At 40.5% G+C, this 16,828-nt stretch carries 14 protein-coding genes; all 14 read right to left on the bottom strand.

Features of this window, described 5'->3' with window-relative positions:
- Complete coding sequence (argJ, locus tag AC6CHS_RS14070) at window positions 1-1,227, bottom strand: bifunctional glutamate N-acetyltransferase/amino-acid acetyltransferase ArgJ (RefSeq protein WP_498237015.1); 1,227 nt, start codon at window positions 1,225-1,227, stop codon at window positions 1-3.
- Between the two features lie 13 nt (window positions 1,228-1,240).
- Window positions 1,241-2,281 carry an N-acetyl-gamma-glutamyl-phosphate reductase gene (gene argC / locus AC6CHS_RS14075; protein ID WP_498237017.1) on the bottom strand — a complete coding sequence of 347 codons (1,041 nt, stop codon included), beginning with the start codon at window positions 2,279-2,281 and terminating at the stop codon, window positions 1,241-1,243.
- A gap of 186 nt (window positions 2,282-2,467) precedes the next feature.
- Window positions 2,468-3,433, bottom strand: coding sequence for an alpha/beta hydrolase (locus AC6CHS_RS14080; RefSeq protein ID WP_498237354.1), 966 nt, complete (start codon window positions 3,431-3,433; stop codon window positions 2,468-2,470).
- Window positions 3,434-3,583: 150 nt separating this feature from the next.
- Window positions 3,584-4,066 carry a DinB family protein gene (locus AC6CHS_RS14085; protein WP_498237019.1) on the bottom strand — a complete coding sequence of 161 codons (483 nt, stop codon included), beginning with the start codon at window positions 4,064-4,066 and terminating at the stop codon, window positions 3,584-3,586.
- A gap of 468 nt (window positions 4,067-4,534) precedes the next feature.
- Window positions 4,535-6,754 carry a YhgE/Pip domain-containing protein gene (locus AC6CHS_RS14090; protein ID WP_498237021.1) on the bottom strand — a complete coding sequence of 740 codons (2,220 nt, stop codon included), beginning with the start codon at window positions 6,752-6,754 and terminating at the stop codon, window positions 4,535-4,537.
- 144 nt (window positions 6,755-6,898) lie between these two features.
- Window positions 6,899-8,017, bottom strand: a complete 1,119-nt coding sequence (locus AC6CHS_RS14095) for an ABC transporter permease (RefSeq protein ID WP_498237023.1) — start codon at window positions 8,015-8,017, stop codon at window positions 6,899-6,901.
- On the bottom strand, window positions 8,014-9,267 hold the full coding sequence (locus AC6CHS_RS14100) for an ABC transporter permease (RefSeq protein ID WP_498237024.1): 1,254 nt from the start codon (window positions 9,265-9,267) through the stop codon (window positions 8,014-8,016). The genes AC6CHS_RS14095 and AC6CHS_RS14100 overlap by 4 nt, the downstream gene beginning before the upstream one ends.
- A 10-nt stretch (window positions 9,268-9,277) precedes the next feature.
- Window positions 9,278-10,210: an ABC transporter ATP-binding protein gene (locus AC6CHS_RS14105; protein WP_498237026.1), complete on the bottom strand. Its 933-nt coding sequence runs from the start codon at window positions 10,208-10,210 to the stop codon at window positions 9,278-9,280.
- A gap of 192 nt (window positions 10,211-10,402) precedes the next feature.
- The gene (locus tag AC6CHS_RS14110; protein ID WP_498237028.1) at window positions 10,403-11,038 is read right to left on the bottom strand and encodes a response regulator transcription factor; all 636 of its coding nucleotides are present in this window, start codon (window positions 11,036-11,038) and stop codon (window positions 10,403-10,405) included.
- Between the two features lie 11 nt (window positions 11,039-11,049).
- The gene (locus AC6CHS_RS14115; protein WP_498237030.1) at window positions 11,050-12,135 is read right to left on the bottom strand and encodes a sensor histidine kinase; all 1,086 of its coding nucleotides are present in this window, start codon (window positions 12,133-12,135) and stop codon (window positions 11,050-11,052) included.
- Window positions 12,136-12,137: 2 nt separating this feature from the next.
- Window positions 12,138-13,442: a M20 family metallo-hydrolase gene (locus AC6CHS_RS14120; protein ID WP_498237032.1), complete on the bottom strand. Its 1,305-nt coding sequence runs from the start codon at window positions 13,440-13,442 to the stop codon at window positions 12,138-12,140.
- Window positions 13,443-13,680: 238 nt separating this feature from the next.
- Window positions 13,681-14,511 carry an energy-coupling factor transporter transmembrane component T family protein gene (locus tag AC6CHS_RS14125; RefSeq protein WP_498237034.1) on the bottom strand — a complete coding sequence of 277 codons (831 nt, stop codon included), beginning with the start codon at window positions 14,509-14,511 and terminating at the stop codon, window positions 13,681-13,683.
- A complete protein-coding gene (locus tag AC6CHS_RS14130) occupies window positions 14,502-16,205 on the bottom strand; it encodes an ABC transporter ATP-binding protein (RefSeq protein ID WP_498237036.1) in 1,704 nt (567 codons plus the stop codon). Before AC6CHS_RS14130 ends, AC6CHS_RS14125 begins: the two co-directional genes overlap by 10 nt.
- 54 nt (window positions 16,206-16,259) lie before the next feature.
- Window positions 16,260-16,808, bottom strand: coding sequence for an ECF-type riboflavin transporter substrate-binding protein (locus AC6CHS_RS14135; RefSeq protein ID WP_498237038.1), 549 nt, complete (start codon window positions 16,806-16,808; stop codon window positions 16,260-16,262).
- Window positions 16,809-16,828: the final 20 nt, after the last annotated feature.

Below are 16,828 nucleotides of genomic sequence, written 5' to 3' on the forward strand. Positions count from 1 at the left end.
TCACGTTCGATAGGAAGCATTAATTTTGACGTAATCGTACGTTAAGTCACAGCCCCATGCGGTCGCTTTATATGGTCCATCCTGCAAATTTACATGTAATGTTATATTGTCTTGTTGTAGATACTGCTTTCCGTCCAGTTCATCAAACGCTACTGGTATGCCTTCTTTCACTACAGGTATCTCTCCGATCTCAATACAGACCTTATCTGGATTCACTGGCTGCTCACTATAGCCAACTGCACAAATAATCCTTCCCCAATTTGGGTCTGCGCCATAAACAGCAGTCTTAACGAGGTTAGAAGAAATCACAGCTTTTGCAACGTGAGATGCAGCATCCTGAGTCGGAGCACCCGTTACCTTTACCTCTATTAATTTGCTAGCACCTTCCCCATCCCGAGCAATCATTTTGGCGAGCTCTTCACTCACCATTTTTAGAGCATCGACGAATAGAGACCATTGTGGATGTGATTGGTTAAGTGGATGATTTTCCTGTTTTCCATTTGCCATGACCAGAACCATGTCATTCGTACTGCAATCACCATCGACCGTGATCATATTAAATGTCGTATCCGTTGTTTGTTTTAGTGCCAGCTGAAGACTTTCGGCTTCTATCGCTGCATCGGTTGTAATAAAACCAAGCATGGTAGCCATATTCGGGTGAATCATTCCAGATCCTTTCGCAGCCCCACCAATGGTAATTGTTTTCCCATCAACCTCCAGCTGTACTGCAACATGCTTTGTTACCGTATCCGTGGTTAAGATGGCATCTTCAAAATGCTGTGGATTTGCTTCTTTATCAATAGACATACCGTGAATCCCTTTGTTTATTTTTCCCATTGGGAGTGGGCTGCCAATAAGTCCAGTCGAAGCAATTGCAACATGGTTTGCTGGAATGTTTAGCTTTGCTGCAGCGTTTTTCTGCATCTCCTCTGCATCTAAGTCTCCCTGTTTACCTGTACAAGCATTCGCAATACCAGAATTTACAATAATAGCTTGTAATTGATTGGTTGTATTGATTGCACGTCTCGTTACCTTTAACGGAGCTGCCTGGAATAGATTCATTGTATATACACCTGCTGCCACAGCAGGTGTAACAGAGTGAATCCAACCAAAGTCACGTCTTTTTTTGCGAATGCCACAATGTAGTCCACCTGCTGTAAAGCCTTTCGGAGTTGTTACATGTCCCTCTTTCAATACTTTAATTGCCTCACTCTGTATCGTTACCATGCTTTCACCCTTTCTATGGATACATGGGGATGTGATCTAAACCATTACGCTCATCCCATCCATTCATAATATTTACATTTTGAATCGCCTGCCCGGCAGCTCCCTTCATTAAATTATCAATAGCAGAAATGATAATCAGCTGATTCGTTCTAGTGTCTACATGTAATCCAATATCACAAAAGTTGCTTCCATATACGCCTTTTGTGCTTGGAAATGCACTTGCATGAAGCACCCTGACGAACCGATCTTTCTCATAAAAATGTTGATATTCGTCTATTAATCTTTCAGTGGCTTGCTGATCAGTAAGCCTGCCGTACATCGTACAAACAATACCTCTCGTCATCGGAACCAAATGTGTAGTCAAGGTAGCATGTACAGCCGTGTTGGAGTGTTCGCTAAGATATTGGTCAATCTCGGGAATATGCTGATGCTCGCCAATTTTATATGGTGTAAGATTGTCATTGCTCTCTGGAAAATGTGTCCGTACAGAAGGTGTCTTTCCCGCTCCAGATATGCCTGTTTTTCCATCAATAATAATTCCTTCTGTATGTATGTGTTCATGCTGTAAGGCAGGAATTAATCCAAGTAATGCTGCTGTTGGAAAACAACCCGGATTAGATAGGATCGTCGCCTCCTTAATTTGGCTTCGATTAATCTCAGAAAGGCCGTATACCGCAGTATCCAATAAATCTTCATTCGCTGCTTCTGCTTTGTACCATGCTCTGTATTGCTCCTGTGAGGATAGTCTCAAATCCCCAGACAAATCGATACATTGCATCCCGCTATCTGCTAATTCAGGTATAATATTTTTTGCAATGCCAGCAGGAGTGGCAAAAAATATAATGTCTATACCTTGGAGAAGCGCAGGAATTTCTAATATTTCCAGGGCTATATCCTCCATGTTTTTTAAATGTGGGTAAACAGAGGAAATTGCCATGCCATCCTGTGAATGGGAAATAACTTTCACTAGCTTTATTTCTGTGTGCGTATGTAGTAGCCTAATGAGTTCTAAAGCTCCATAACCGGTTCCGCCAACAATTGCCGCATTTTTCAAACCGTCACCCCTCCCTTCGCAACTTAATTTTTTAATTATTCATTAGTATAAATATCTTCTAACAATATTTCAAGTATATTTATTAATTATTTCTTATATTTATGCAAATTTAAGCAAAATAAGTCTGTATGATTGCATATTTAATGAATAAAAAAGCCTTCACTTGAAGTGAAGGCTTACTTTTCTTTAATCCTTAATATGCTTTTCCAAAAACTCATTAAGCTTCGATACATACCGATCTTCTTGGGTGACAAATGCCTCTCCATGTCCTGCCCCGTCAAAGGTAATCATTTCTGCCTCACTCTTTGTATTTTCCAATAGCTCTTCCGTCATTTTGGTTGGTACAAAGGTGTCGGCATTCCCATGAATATAAAGAATAGGTACTTCAGCTTTTTTCACTTGTTCGAGGGCGGATGCTTCTGATAAAGAATAACCAGCCTTCATTTTCGTCACTACACTAGTACTAGGTAAAACAGGGAAAGCAGGTAGATGAAACATTCGTTCCAACTGATAGTCAAACATATCGTAAACACTTGTATAGGGACTATCTGCTACAACAGCTTTTACATTTGGTTGAAGATCCTTTTCTCCACTTGCCATTAACACCGTAGCAGCGCCCATTGAAACGCCATGCATTATAATTTCTGTATCATCTCCTGTTCTTTCTATTACCCTATCCACCCAATCTAGATAATCCAACCGATCATGCCAGCCGAATCCGATATAATCTCCACCACTGTTACCATGACCTCTCATATCAGCTGTGAAAATATTGTAGCCCAATTCCTCGTAATAATATTGGCCGTATAGCCCCATATCCCTGGCGTTCCCTAAGTAACCATGAGCTAATACAACTGTCTTGTTTGTAGGTTCCTTTGCCGGAAGATAATATCCTTGTAACTCCAACCCATCGTAGGAAGTCATTTCCCAATGTTCGAAGTCTTGGTTATCGACCCATTCTCGCCAGTCACCCTCTATAAATACATCCATTGCCTCAGCTGAAACCTCAAGGTCTGCATTCCCCTGCAAGAAGTCTTTTACATTTCGCTCAATGGCTAAATTATAAAAATAATAGCTTGCTATAATATCTATTACTAGCAGGATAGAAAGAATTCCAATACCTATACCAATAATACGTTTTTTCTTCACGATGTCTTCCCCTCTCTGCTCTACTCCTATTACTCTATTATACTAGAAAAAAGCGCGGTTTGAACCCTGCCTGAACTGGTACATGTTTACAGAAGAGTTTTCTCATGTACAAGAAAAGGACAGTTTCCTGCCCTTTCCACTAAGTCTATTTAGTTAAAGCGTTTCTTTTATCTCTTTAATTTGGTCAATATGCCTTTGTTCATGGTATCCGACAAAGGGGACCCATTGGGACAAGTTCATTTCACCGAATACTGGGTGTACTGCCGTTTTCTCTACTAATCGTTCTTCATCAACAGTAGTATAAATCCCCCGCAACGCCTCATGGGACGTCTGCAATTTCTGTTGCAAACCTTGAAGCGTCATAGAAGATTCACTTGGTTGCACAAACTCCGGAGCTTCTACTTTTTTGTACCTGTCCACCGTGAGTTCAATAGGTTTAGAACTAACTTCCTTAATCGAGCCATTTTCGAGAGCATGCTGAATATTATAAACGACAGCGCGTTCCATTAAGTATAAGTGCTCCATAACCTGTGCGATTGACCAGCCACCAGAGCTTGGGCGTTTATTTAATTCCTCATCCCCTAGCTCGGAAACCTCATTCAACAGTGTTGCCCTTGCTTCATCATTTATTTTCAAAAGTATCCTCTCCCTTTTTAATATTTATATAGTAAAAAGTGCCGCGAAACCAGTTAAGTAAACAGGATCACATGATCTGACGCAGCAATCTTCGTAAGTGACGCAGCATCCCATCGTTCTGACGCAGTAATCTTCGTAAGTGACGCAGCATCCCACCGTTCTGACGCAACAATCCTCGTAAGTGACGCATCTCATCTCCGATCTGACGCCCCCAACCTCGAAAGGGGCGCATCACATCACTGATCTGACGCAACAACCCAGAAAGTGGCGCACTACTCTCAACAGCAGACGCCCTTCCCATTTCCCGGAGCAACCGTCCGTAAGACTCCCACTTCAAAACATGAAGTGAAACAGTAATGTTTAAGTGGGAGTAAACGGACGCTAACACCCCGATTCGTTCAACGAACAATCAGTGGGGGAAGAACGAAACCCCCCCACTGATTGCAGTTTCACTTTATACAATCCGATTTAGTGAAACAGTCCTGATTCTTTTGATTTTTGTTTAATCTTTTTGGATTGTCTATTAATTGGCTGTTTTAAAAATGCCCCAAGTACAATGGCTGCCATTCCGAAGATACCGAGGAACAGGATATCATGTAGAACCCGACCCCAAACAATTCCGCCTACCGCCTCCCGCATAAGATCAATTGCGTAACTAAACGGCAAGAAAGGATGGATAACTTGGAAAAATTCTGGTAAAAGAACGACAGGATACGTACCGCCTGAACCAGCAATTTGCAGAACAAGCAATACTATGACCATCGCCTTTCCAATATCTCCAAAGACAGATACGAGTGTGTAAATAATAATCATAAACACGAGGCTAATCAGCAATCCAAATAGTACAAACCAACCAGGACTTGCCATGGAAACATCCAATAGGAAAATATCTCCCAATGACACAATAGTTGATTGCAGAAAGCCAATCGTCATAAAGGTGAATAACTTACCAAAATAAACCTGCCTTGATGAATAGCTCTCCATATTTGTTGTATCTGTAGAAAGTAACGAAATAAGTAGTAAACCGCCTACCCAGATCGCAAGCACCGTATAGAATGGGGTCATTCCTGAACCATAATTTTCTATAGGGAAAATTTTATTTTCATTAAGCTGAACTGGTTCAGCAAAAAATCCTTGTTCGGCCTCTGGATCATTTTGCAGCAGTTCAATCATCTCACCAATATCGGTTTCCCCTTGTATTTCCCGTATACGATCCGCTAGTTCATTCACCTTATCGTTTACATATGGAAACTCATTCTGGACCTTCTCCAGCATGCCTTTTCCTTCGCCAAGTTCAGCCTCTGTACTTCCAAGAATTCTTTCCACCTCAGGAATAGAAGTCTGAATATCCACCAAAATACCACGTGCTTCAGCAAGCGTTGTTTTGGCACTGTCCACTTCTGCTAAAACTGTTGGTTCGATGTTTTCATTGTATTCTGTTACAAACGCATCAATATTTGCGGAGGTGTTTTCAACCAAGCCTTGCAGATCATTGAAAACCGCTTCTACTTCTGATTGCTTATCCTGAATAAAGGTACGGACATCATTACTACGCTCCTGAGCTGTCTCAAGACCTGCACGGATTGTCGCCAACTCTTGTAGTGCCTGCTCAATTTGTTGACTTCCCTGTCCCTGGTTACCTTCTCCAGCCCCTTGATCAGGGGTATCTCCATTTTCGCCTTCTTCCACATTCTCATTTTGTTGTTGCTGTACTTGTCTTAACGTCTCTTCAATAGATGAAATAGCCTCAATTTGCTGTGTTACCTGTTCATCCAATTGATTAGTCAAATCAGTACCATTCCCGAAATCGATTCCAGCAGATTGAACCTCCTTAAGAAATGTGTTCGTTTCATCCGCTACCTGCTGAACACGTTCTAAGTCTTCTTGAATCTGTGGGGCGACTTCATTAAGCCGGTCCTCAGCTTTTTTTAAAAATGCAGTCGTATTATCGATAGTATTCAGCCCATCGTTTGTAACACGCTTCGCCTCGGGGACAAGCGCCTGGGCTTGGTTAATCATTTCCTCTGCGCTACTAGCATCTGATAATGAGTTATCGACAAGCTGTTTAATCTCAGGTAGATTTTCTTCCAAATTGAATATATAATTCTCGAATCGTTCGATGTCTGGTAAATCCTGTTCTAGCTCGATTCCAATATTATTAAACATGTCAAAAATGACACCATTTACTGTAGATATGAAATTACTACTAATCTCATCAGTAATGGCGGAAGCACCTTTATCCGTGATTTTGGGGGCAATGGCATTGATTTTCTCGTTAACGTAATATTCCATCTCCGCTTTCTCCGGTTTGTCGTTAACAACTGTACTTAGTTTACTTGAGAAGTTTTTCGGGATGACAATAACAGCAAAATAATCTCCGTTTTCTAAGTTATCCATTGCCTCATCCCGATCCTCGAAGTGCCAATCCATTGATCGATTTTCCTTCAAGTTATCAACAAGCTCTTGCCCAACATCAATATCTTCATCTCTTACTGTTGCACCTGTATCCTCGTTGACTACACCTATTGGAATTTGATCTGTCTGCCCATATGGGTCCCAGGAAGCTTTTATATTAAACCACGCATAAAGGGATGGTAATATAATTAGTCCACCTATCAGTATTAACGCTACCCAGTTAGTACCGGTGTTCTTTACGTCTTTTGAAAATATTCTAAAGATGTTTTTCATTTTTGTATTCCTTCTTTTCCAAATGAATGGCGATTCATTTTAATGTAAAATTAAGCTATAAGGAAGATTATAGCAAGTTTCTTATCCGAATTCTACTCTACACGATGAGACGTTAAAAAAAAGAGCTGGTCGGTAACCAGCTCTTTAAACATGTCTTCTCTCCATCAGATGGATGCCAAGCCCTGTCATCACTACTCCCATTAACACTAAAATACTGATGGGGAATAATAAGTCCTCAAGGGTATATCCATATAGTACCACACCGTTCAAAATTTCCATTCCATATGTTAATGGGTTAATCTTAGAAATTGTAATTAGAATCTTAGATTCCACAATTTCGAGCGGCCAGTACGCCCCGCCAATCATCGCCATACTTACTGCAATAATTGGGATAATCGCATTAAACTGTTGGACATTCTTCACTATTGCTGTAAACAAAATAGATAGTGCGACAATGGAAAATATATAAGGAGTTATCAGCAGTAGCGCTTCTAAGAATTTCCCATGAAAATCGACACCTATCCAAAATCGAAAAATACAAAAGATAATTATAATCTGAACATAGCCTTCTATAAAGCTATAAACCAAGTTGGCCACATACACTTCCCATTTTCTTACTGGAGATAAGATCATTCGATCCCAAATCCCATCCCGTTTTTCTACTAGAATTGGTTGGAGCTTATAGGCAATCGTATAGATTACAAAAAATAAAGTAAAGCCAAACAACGTCTGAAAAGTATTATCGTAAATAACGGCATCCCCGCTACGGAAACTCGTTGTCTCCATTTCAAAGGCGGGTATATTCATCGATTTATCAAACGCTTCAAGAACCGACACACGTTCTTCCTCGGCATTCGTAGCGGAAACCTCTAAAAGTGCCATTTCAAGATTATATGCCCGATAAGCTCGTTGGATGGCTTGCTCAATCATGGCAGCATTTGGGGAGTCCACTCCAACTATGAGTTGATAGGAAGTATCAAGTAGAATTACCCCAACTTCCGCTTTCCCATTCTCAATTTGCTCAAGCATTTCATCTTCTTCTTTCAACCAATTAAATCGAAATGCTTCATCCTCTTCTAGTATTTTCTCAAGTGTTGAACCTTTAACTGAATTATCCTCAGCATAAATTGGCACGGAGATGGTTGTAGCAGCGCCATTACCTCCTATGATGAGAGCAAAGCCAATCGACATAACAGTAAAAATTATAAATGTCCAAGGGTTGCGAATAAACATGCGTATTTTTGTGAGAAGTATTCCAATCATAATGCAGCCCCCCTCTTTGGAAAACTCCAAGCTGCAATAACAATGGAAACAAAACCGAACAGTAGCAGAAATGCTAAGTGATCGGTAACATCACTTAATTCATTGCCACGCAACAACGTAATATAGGCCGACATTCCCGCACCATTTGGTGTTAAATTTCCTAATGTTGCAATAAATGCAGATGAATCTCCAAGCGGGAAGAAACTTCCACCTAGTAAAGCCATCAAGGATACAAGAATATTGGAGAAAAAGTTAGTAATTACCTCAGAGTGGAGGCGATAGCTCAAGGCTGTTAGTAATACAGCAATCCCACCAACCGCTACAGCATAAGCCGTTGTAACAAATATAAACCCAAGCAAGTCAGGCCATGTGACACCAAAGACAATCCAGGAAAATCCAAAGATGATAAGCAAGTGTAAAAATGCAAATATCATACCAGATAGAAGAATACCGATAAAGTAAACCCACCTTGAAACGTTTGCCAATATAATTCGGTCAAAAACAAAAATATTTTTCTCGAGAAATGCAATCGATCCAATTGCGGAGGCAATAAACAAGACGTTCATTACAGCCATCCCAACGGTATAATAATCTTTTGAGCTAACTGGGGACTGTTGATCCAATGTCATTACATCTGCTGTGACGTTTTGCAAATTTCCTTCAAGGATTTGTGGATTAATCTCTTCCTCCTGTAAAAATGTTTGCAATGTTAGCTGTTCCTGATATTGTGTGAGAATACCATCTACAATGCTTACACCTAGCTGATGTTCCGTATTAGTAAATAGTTGTAGAGAAGGTTGCTTTTCCTCACCTAACAAGGAGTACTCCAATATTTCATATGTGAAATTATCAGGAACCTCAATCAGTGCAGTATAAGTGTTGTCGTCCAAGACCTTTTCCTTGTCTATTGGTGATATTTCCTCTAACGTAATATACTTTGTAGCTTCATCACTTCCAAAAATATCGTCTTTCAACCGTTTTATCGGTAGCATATTATTTAGTTGGTTTAATACTGCCGGCGGAAGCTCTCCCTTCTTATCCTCGCTAAACCTCTCTAACTGAACGTCCTCTTGCTCCTGCTCTATAATTCCTAGCTTTACTTGAATAGTTGGGCTCTCTCCGTTCATAAAACTACTTAGTGCCACGCCTAGTATTAAAATCAGGATGATTGGTAATCCGACGAGTAATAACAATTGCACGGGATTGCGAATGAGTACCAAGGCTTGCTTTTTTATAATCTGTCCTATCATTCCTACACCCCTAATCCCTTAAAGCGCGACCTGTGAGGTGTAAGAATACATCCTCCAGCGTAGGCGTTTTATTATGCACAGACGTTAATTCGATGCCTGCAGTCTCAGCAAGTGTCGTTAAGTCACCAAACATGCTAACTTCTTTTGCTACCATAAGTGTGATCTCTTTATCTGTGCTCACGACGCGATTAACAAGCGGGTGCTCCTGCAACGTGGAGATAAATTGCTCGTTGAGTTGATCACTTTTTATGGAAATGGTTTTTTCTGAAGATAAAATGCGTTTAATCTCTTCATTAGTACCAGATGCAATAAGGTTTCCCTGGTCCATAATATAAATGCGATCACATAGAAACTCTACCTCTTCCATGTAATGACTCGTATATATTACCGTCATAGCCCTTTCTTTATTTAGTCGCTTTACGGTTTCCAGAATATAATTTCGTGATTGCGGATCTATTCCCACTGTCGGTTCATCCATAATAAGCAACTCTGGGTCGTGTAGTAATGCTACACCAATATTAAGTCTGCGTTTCATTCCACCTGAAAAGGTCTGTACTACATCCTTCTTTCTATCTGCTAGCCCAACCAAATCAAGAATTTCTTGTATTCTCTTTTTTAAAATGGAGCCTTTTAGTCGGTACATTCTCCCAAAAAACTGCAAATTTTCTACTGCTGTTAGATCCGTGTATAGGGCAATTTCCTGAGGAACCATTCCTACAATTTTACGGAATTCACCTGGTTTTTTCAAAATGCTTTTATTATAAAAACGGACATCTCCAGCAGTAGGTTCTGCTAAGGAGGAAATCATCGAAATAGCTGTAGATTTACCGGCACCATTTGGACCAAGTAAGCCGATGATTTCTCCGCGTTCAACAAACATATTTAAACTCTTCACTGCATAAAACTGTTTAAATTTTTTAGAAAGACCATCTAATTCCAACATGTTTCTCGCCTCCTTGCATTTAATCTTAAGATAAAATATCTCTGAAGCATACTGTCTGTAGTCATGTAATGCTTCTTCTCATTATGACTTAAGTCACTTCTTTACTATGGCTTTTATTGTCGTACCCTTAAAAAATTCTACCTAAGAAAAACTAACGTGAAAAAAGCTCACCCGATGGAGAGCTTTTAGATGTTAATCAGATATGTCATGCTTTATAGCATAAATGGCAAGCTGCGTGCGGTCACGCTGCCCAGTTTTCTGCAAAATATGGGTTAGATGGTTCTTAACCGTTCCAACAGACAAAAATAGTGCAGAGGCAATTTCTTTATTCGTTTTCCCCTCACCCACGAGCTTTGTAATGGCCATTTCTCTATCAGATAGAGAGATTTCAGGTCGTGGTGTCTCGGTTGAACGCTCTAATAATTTCGGCATCACTTTTGCTGCCACTTCTTCGTGTAACGTTAGACCACCGTTCATACAGCTATGTACTGCAGCGATTAATTTTGCTGACTCTGAGGTCTTAAGCAAAAAACCATTTGCACCTTGCCTTAGTGCTTCCACGGCATATGCATCATCGTTAAAGGTAGTTAAAATGAGTATCTTAACATGCGGCCACTTCTGTTTAATTACGCTTGTAGCTTCAATCCCATTCATCACAGGCATCCGTACATCCATCATTACAAAGTCAATAAGATGCTTTTCCAATATGTGAATGGCTTCCTGACCATTTGCCGCTTCATGAGCTACCGTTATTTTCTCATCCTGCTCTAGAATAACTTTAAGCCCCTGTCTTACTATGACTTGATCTTCTACAAGTAAAACCTGCATTCTCATCCCCCCTAACCCTCACTGGGAATCATCCCCGAAACCACAAATTTGTTGTTCGTCTGTATCACTTCCAAGCTCCCATCTAGCTCACCAACACGCTTTCTCATCATCGATATGCCAAAGCCTTCTTTAAAAGAAGTTGTTTTATGTAATGAATTTTCGATTTCAAATGCAATAGATCCTGTAGCTGATTTACCAAGTGTCACGCGTACTTCCCTTGTTTGCGCATGACGCATGGCATTCGTCAGCGCTTCTTGAATGACCCTGTATAATGCAACGCTTTTATCATTAGAAAGTGGAGCAGAGAGAACACCTTGTTTCACGGTGAATTGCACCAAAATATGACTTTCTGCTTCAAGCTTACGAATTAGATGGACAACAGTGGCAATTCCTTCGTTCTCCTCAATATTCAGGGCCCGGACCGCCTGCCTTGTTTCCTCAAGGCTCTCTGTCGCCATACGCTTTAACTCTGTATAATCCTCCGTTTTTCGCTGGATGGAGAGCATTTCCAGTTTCATAATTAATGCGGTAAGCCGGTGGCCCACCGAATCATGAATATCTCGGGCTATTTTGGTGCGTTCTTCTAATCTTGCATCACGCTCTGCTGCTAAATTCAGCCTTTTCACAGTGCGATACTCCCCCCGTAGTTGATCATATAGCTGACGCATTTCCTCTTTTTGTGTAATGATCATGGAAATCCTTGCTGCCAAAATATATAGAGCAAGAAGGACCAAGATTGCTTTTACAGTCAATTGATCGTGTAAAGTAAGAGAAAGTAGCGAAAGAAGTAAACCAACAGTTAATAAAACCAAGGATTTTGGCTTAAGAATACGATAAATCCCGTCTAAAGAATAAAAGTAGAAGAGCGCCATTGTCCAAAACACATCATCTTGTCCAGCTACCAAGAAATGCACCATTCCAATCCCAAAAAGGAAAATGTTTAGAGCAACAGGAAATTTTCCTACAGACAGGAAAAAGTATACAGCAAGTGAAGCCGCAAAGAACAGAATACTTATTGAAACAAGTTTACTTCCCAATGCAATCATACATATCCATAGTATGCTAAGAACACTAAATCGAATCCAAAATAACCTCACGTTTACATTCCCCGTTGTTGGATCTTTTCTAAAAATGATTTAAGAACGTGAACCGTTTGAATACAGTCACTTAACTCAGACCATTCATCAGGATGGTGGCTCACCCCATTAATGCTTTTTGTGAATAGCATTGCAACAGGTATTTTTTCTCCCACAACCATTGCATCATGCCCTGCACCACTTGGTAACCGAATTGGAGATAAATCCTTAGATCGGATCGCTTCTTCCAAAAGCCCCTGCGTTTTCTCATCAATTGGTACTGGCGACACACGCATCGTTTCATGGTATGTAATCTTGATGTTGTGAACGGAGGCAATCTCCTCACCAGCTTGCCTAACCAAATCAATTAGGTTATTACGAGACTCCTTGTGAATATCTCGAATATCCACATAAAGCGTTACTTTTCCAGGGATGACATTTACACCATTTGGCTCCACATGAAGTTTTCCAACTGTTGCAACCGCACTATCGCTAACAGTAGATGGTAAGCTGGCTACCTTCGTAATAAACGCAGAAGCTGCTACTAGTGCATCCTTTCTGTCATGCATTGGTGTATTACCTGCATGTCCAGCTTCCCCAGTAAACGTCACTTCAAGCCAACAGGGACCAGCAATCCCTGTTACAATGCCACAGGGGAGGTTTTCTTTTTCCAAGCGTTTTCCTTGTTCAATATGGACTTCCACGAACATTTCAATCGTCTCTTCAGACCGTTTCGCTTTAGGATAGTTTGCTGCAGATAAGCCTACATCCTCCAGTACCTCTGAAAAGCTTTTCCCTTCACTATCCTTTAGTTTTTTCTTATCTTCCAAATTGCCAAAGCCCATTAGTCCTTCACTGCCGTTAAAGCCACCATTGAAACGAGCCCCTTCTTCGTCACTAAAGATGACAACTTCATATGGCTTTTCCGGCTGGTATCCCGTTTCCTTCCATGCTTCTGCTACTTCTAGTGCAGCAAGAACCCCTAATGGCCCATCAAAATGACCGCCATTTGGCACACTGTCTACATGAGAGCCACTCAAGATAGCAGGTAAATGATCTTGTTTGCCAGCAAGACGGCCGAACACATTACCAGCCTCGTCACGATGGACTACAAGACCAGCATCCGCCATCCAAGCTGCAACCATATCCTTTGCCTGCTTCTCTTTATGAGAATAACCAGGACGGTTTGAACCATTATCTGCGGTGAGGCCAATTTCCGACAGCGCTGCAAATCGTGCTGCCATTCTTTTTCCTGAGATACCATCATAATTCAGTGTATCTTTATAGGACCCCATTAATTTGTCGTAAAACGTATCCTTCCAGCTCATTCGAAAACCTCCGTTTCTTTTCATTAAACATATCAAAAATATCAGACATTGAAAATATGAAGTGTGTGAAACATAATCCAAAAGATTCAATTAGCAAAACATTCGCTAGCCTTTTAGCTAATGCTATATCGTTATGTTGGACCTTCAAAATTGACCGACCAGATCATCATTGCTTACTAGATAATATGTAACCTCTTCTAATGCTTAAAAGGTGAATGCAAAATACATGCATTCACCTTCAGTAAAAAGGGTTATAGAAGCGACTACCATCATGGAACGTGATGACCAATGAGAGAATCAGTAAAACCACACCCGTAACGATTGTAATATAATCTGCCCGGCGAAAAACTGTAGCATTGTACCATGTACGCTTTTTCTTTTTCCCAAATCCCCGTAGCTCCATTGCATTACTAATTACTTCAATTCTTTCTAAACTGGAGAATATTAAAGGCATCACAATTACTGCGGCATTTTTTATTCTTTTTGTTAGTTTTTCATTTTTAGACAGGTCTGCTCCTCTAGCCTGTTGTGCTAGGGCAATGGTTCTGAACTCACGTTGGATATCCGGGATATAACGTAAAGTCAAGGATACCGAATAAGCGATTTTATAAGGGATGCCAATACGATTAAGAGAAGAGGCAAACTCGCTTGGATGAGTGGTAACAATGAATAATAGGGCTGCTGGTATAACAACAAAATATTTTAACGTAATATTAAAATGATAAAACAACTGCTCTAATGTTACATTATACCTGCCTGCTATTTCCCAAAGGACATGGCTCGTTCCATAAATTTTGACTCCCTCTTGAGGAGAAAAAAGGTATATTGCAATATTATTCAATAATAGAAAGAACAAAATAAACAATAAAACAAAACGAATCTCACTTATTTTTATTTTAGATAACTTAAAGATAACTAAGCTAATGATAAGCAGAGCCAAAAGAATCCACGTATCATAGGTGAGCATGGCAGCTGTCGACCAGCAAAGAAAAATAATTAATTTTGTTGCACCAGAAAGTTTGTGAACTGGTGACTGCTTCTTTATGTAGGCGAGCATTTCTACTGCCATGTTCTCACCTCTCTATCATAGGCAATAAAGCGAGCTACAAACTCCCTTGGATCCGCAATCTCAGCCCGGACAGCCAGCTCGAATAAGGAGGTGACCTTCAAGTTAGTGGTATGAATTACTGCTTGATTTGTTAAGACATTTACTGCTGTGTCATCTGCTATCTTCTTTCCTTGAGCAATCGCAATGGCACGGGGTGTGTATTCAAGCATAAGGTGCATGTCATGGGTAATCATGATAATTGTTATGCCTCGTCGATTTAAACCCTCTAGAAATTCCATTATCTCAGTATAATGACGAAAATCCTGACCAGCGGTTGGCTCATCAAGGATAAGCACCTCTGGCTCTAACACTAAAATAGATGCTATGGTAACCCGCTTTTTTTGTCCAAAGCTAAGTGCGCTTATCGGCCAGTTTCGGAAAGGGTAAAGTCCGCAAATACGTAGTGTTTTCTCTACTCGCTCTTTGATAAGATTATCCGCTAATCCCCGTTTAATCAGTCCTAACGCAACCTCATCATAGATTAAATGCTTGGAAATCATCTGGTTCGGATTTTGCATGACCATTCCAATTCGCTCAGAGCGTTGGTGGATGCTATCTGACGTAATATCTTCCCCCTTAAAAAGAATCTTGCCACGCTGTACCTTTTCAAAACCGACGATTAACTTTGATAACGTAGATTTTCCTGCCCCATTTTGGCCAACTATGCTGACCATTTCCCCTTGATGAATGGTAAAGGACATATCCTGGATGGCAGTCTTTCCAGTATCGTAAGCAAAGGTTACATTATCAAGTTCAAGGATGGGTGAACTGCTTTCATTCAGTTCTTTATGAGGGCGATCCTCATACCAACCATGTAACTTTCCTTTATTTATTTCTATGGTATCAGGATGTGCTGGTTTCATTGCGGCTGTAATCGTACAACCAGCATATTTCATTGCCCTAACGTATAGTGGTTCTCGAATATTATTCTCCAACAATACTGCTGATGAAAGTAATTCATCAGGGGTGGAATCTGACACGATTTCCCCATCATTTATAACAATGATACGATCCACATCACGATATAACACATCCTCGAGACGGTGTTCAATCATGATAATCGTTTTGTTACTTTCCTTGTGGATTTGGTCAATGAGCGCAATGGAATATTTCCCTGTTGCTGGGTCCAGATTTGCAAGTGGCTCATCAAATAAGAGTACATCCACATCATCGACCATGACCCCACCAAGCGAAACCCGTTGTTTTTGACCTCCAGATAGTTGGTGGAGAGAGGACGCTAAATAATTTTCCATATTTACAAGCTGTGCTACTTGCTCGACCCTCTCTTTCATTTGCTCGATTGCTACAGCGTCGTTTTCTAGTGCAAAGGCAATATCCTCACCAACGGTTAGTCCAATAAACTGTCCATCTGGGTCTTGCATAACGGTCCCCACCACTTTAGATAATGTAAACAGGTCTAGCTCTTTTATTTCCTTGCCTTTAATCGTAAGGCTTCCTGCTATATCTCCTTTATAGGCGAAAGGAACAAGGCCATTTATACAATGTGCTAACGTACTTTTCCCAGAACCAGATGGACCAACAATTAATACTTTCTCACCTTCGTATATGGTTAAATTAATATTTGTTAGTGACGGTTCTGTTTGACTCCGGTATTTAAATGAAAAATCTTTAAATGAAACAATTGTTTTTTTCATTATTTACTCCTAGGGCTATCTTTAATTTCGGCGACGTTCAATGTGTTAGACGCCTTATTCCTTTGAAAGACTATTGCTTTGGCTGCGTGTTTTTGCATAAACGACAAGTAACAATGTACCCAGAATTCCAACCATTGCAATATTCGATATTGCTGCGATTACACCTTGGGTAAATACTTTGTTGGCAGGCTCTGCATAGATCAGAATATCAAGGATAGGAGCTACTAAAATCCAGCCGACTGCTTGGACAGAAGCCTGTATCACATTAAATAAAAGAATTTGTTTGGAAGCAAAAACCCCTGCCTCAATATTGACCCGTTTGGCAATAAGTCCAATAAAAAAGCCAACAAACAATGAAACCAATACCCAGCTCCACCAAACAGAACCATATGAAACTGCATCCTTTAAAGCGTGCCCGATAAATCCGATAAACGCTCCTGCTATCGGACCAAAGATAACGGCCATCAAAGCGAGAAATGGATAGGTTGTTTCCACATACGTATTTGGTGCAATGGGTATGGAGGCAAACCTTCCTAAAATAACATAGATTGCTGCTCCAATCCCGATCGCTACAATTGTTTTAACTGATAACCCTTTATTCATTTGTCGTTGCCCCTTTTCAT

The sequence above is a fragment of the Oceanobacillus sp. GQ8 genome, from assembly GCF_059758495.1.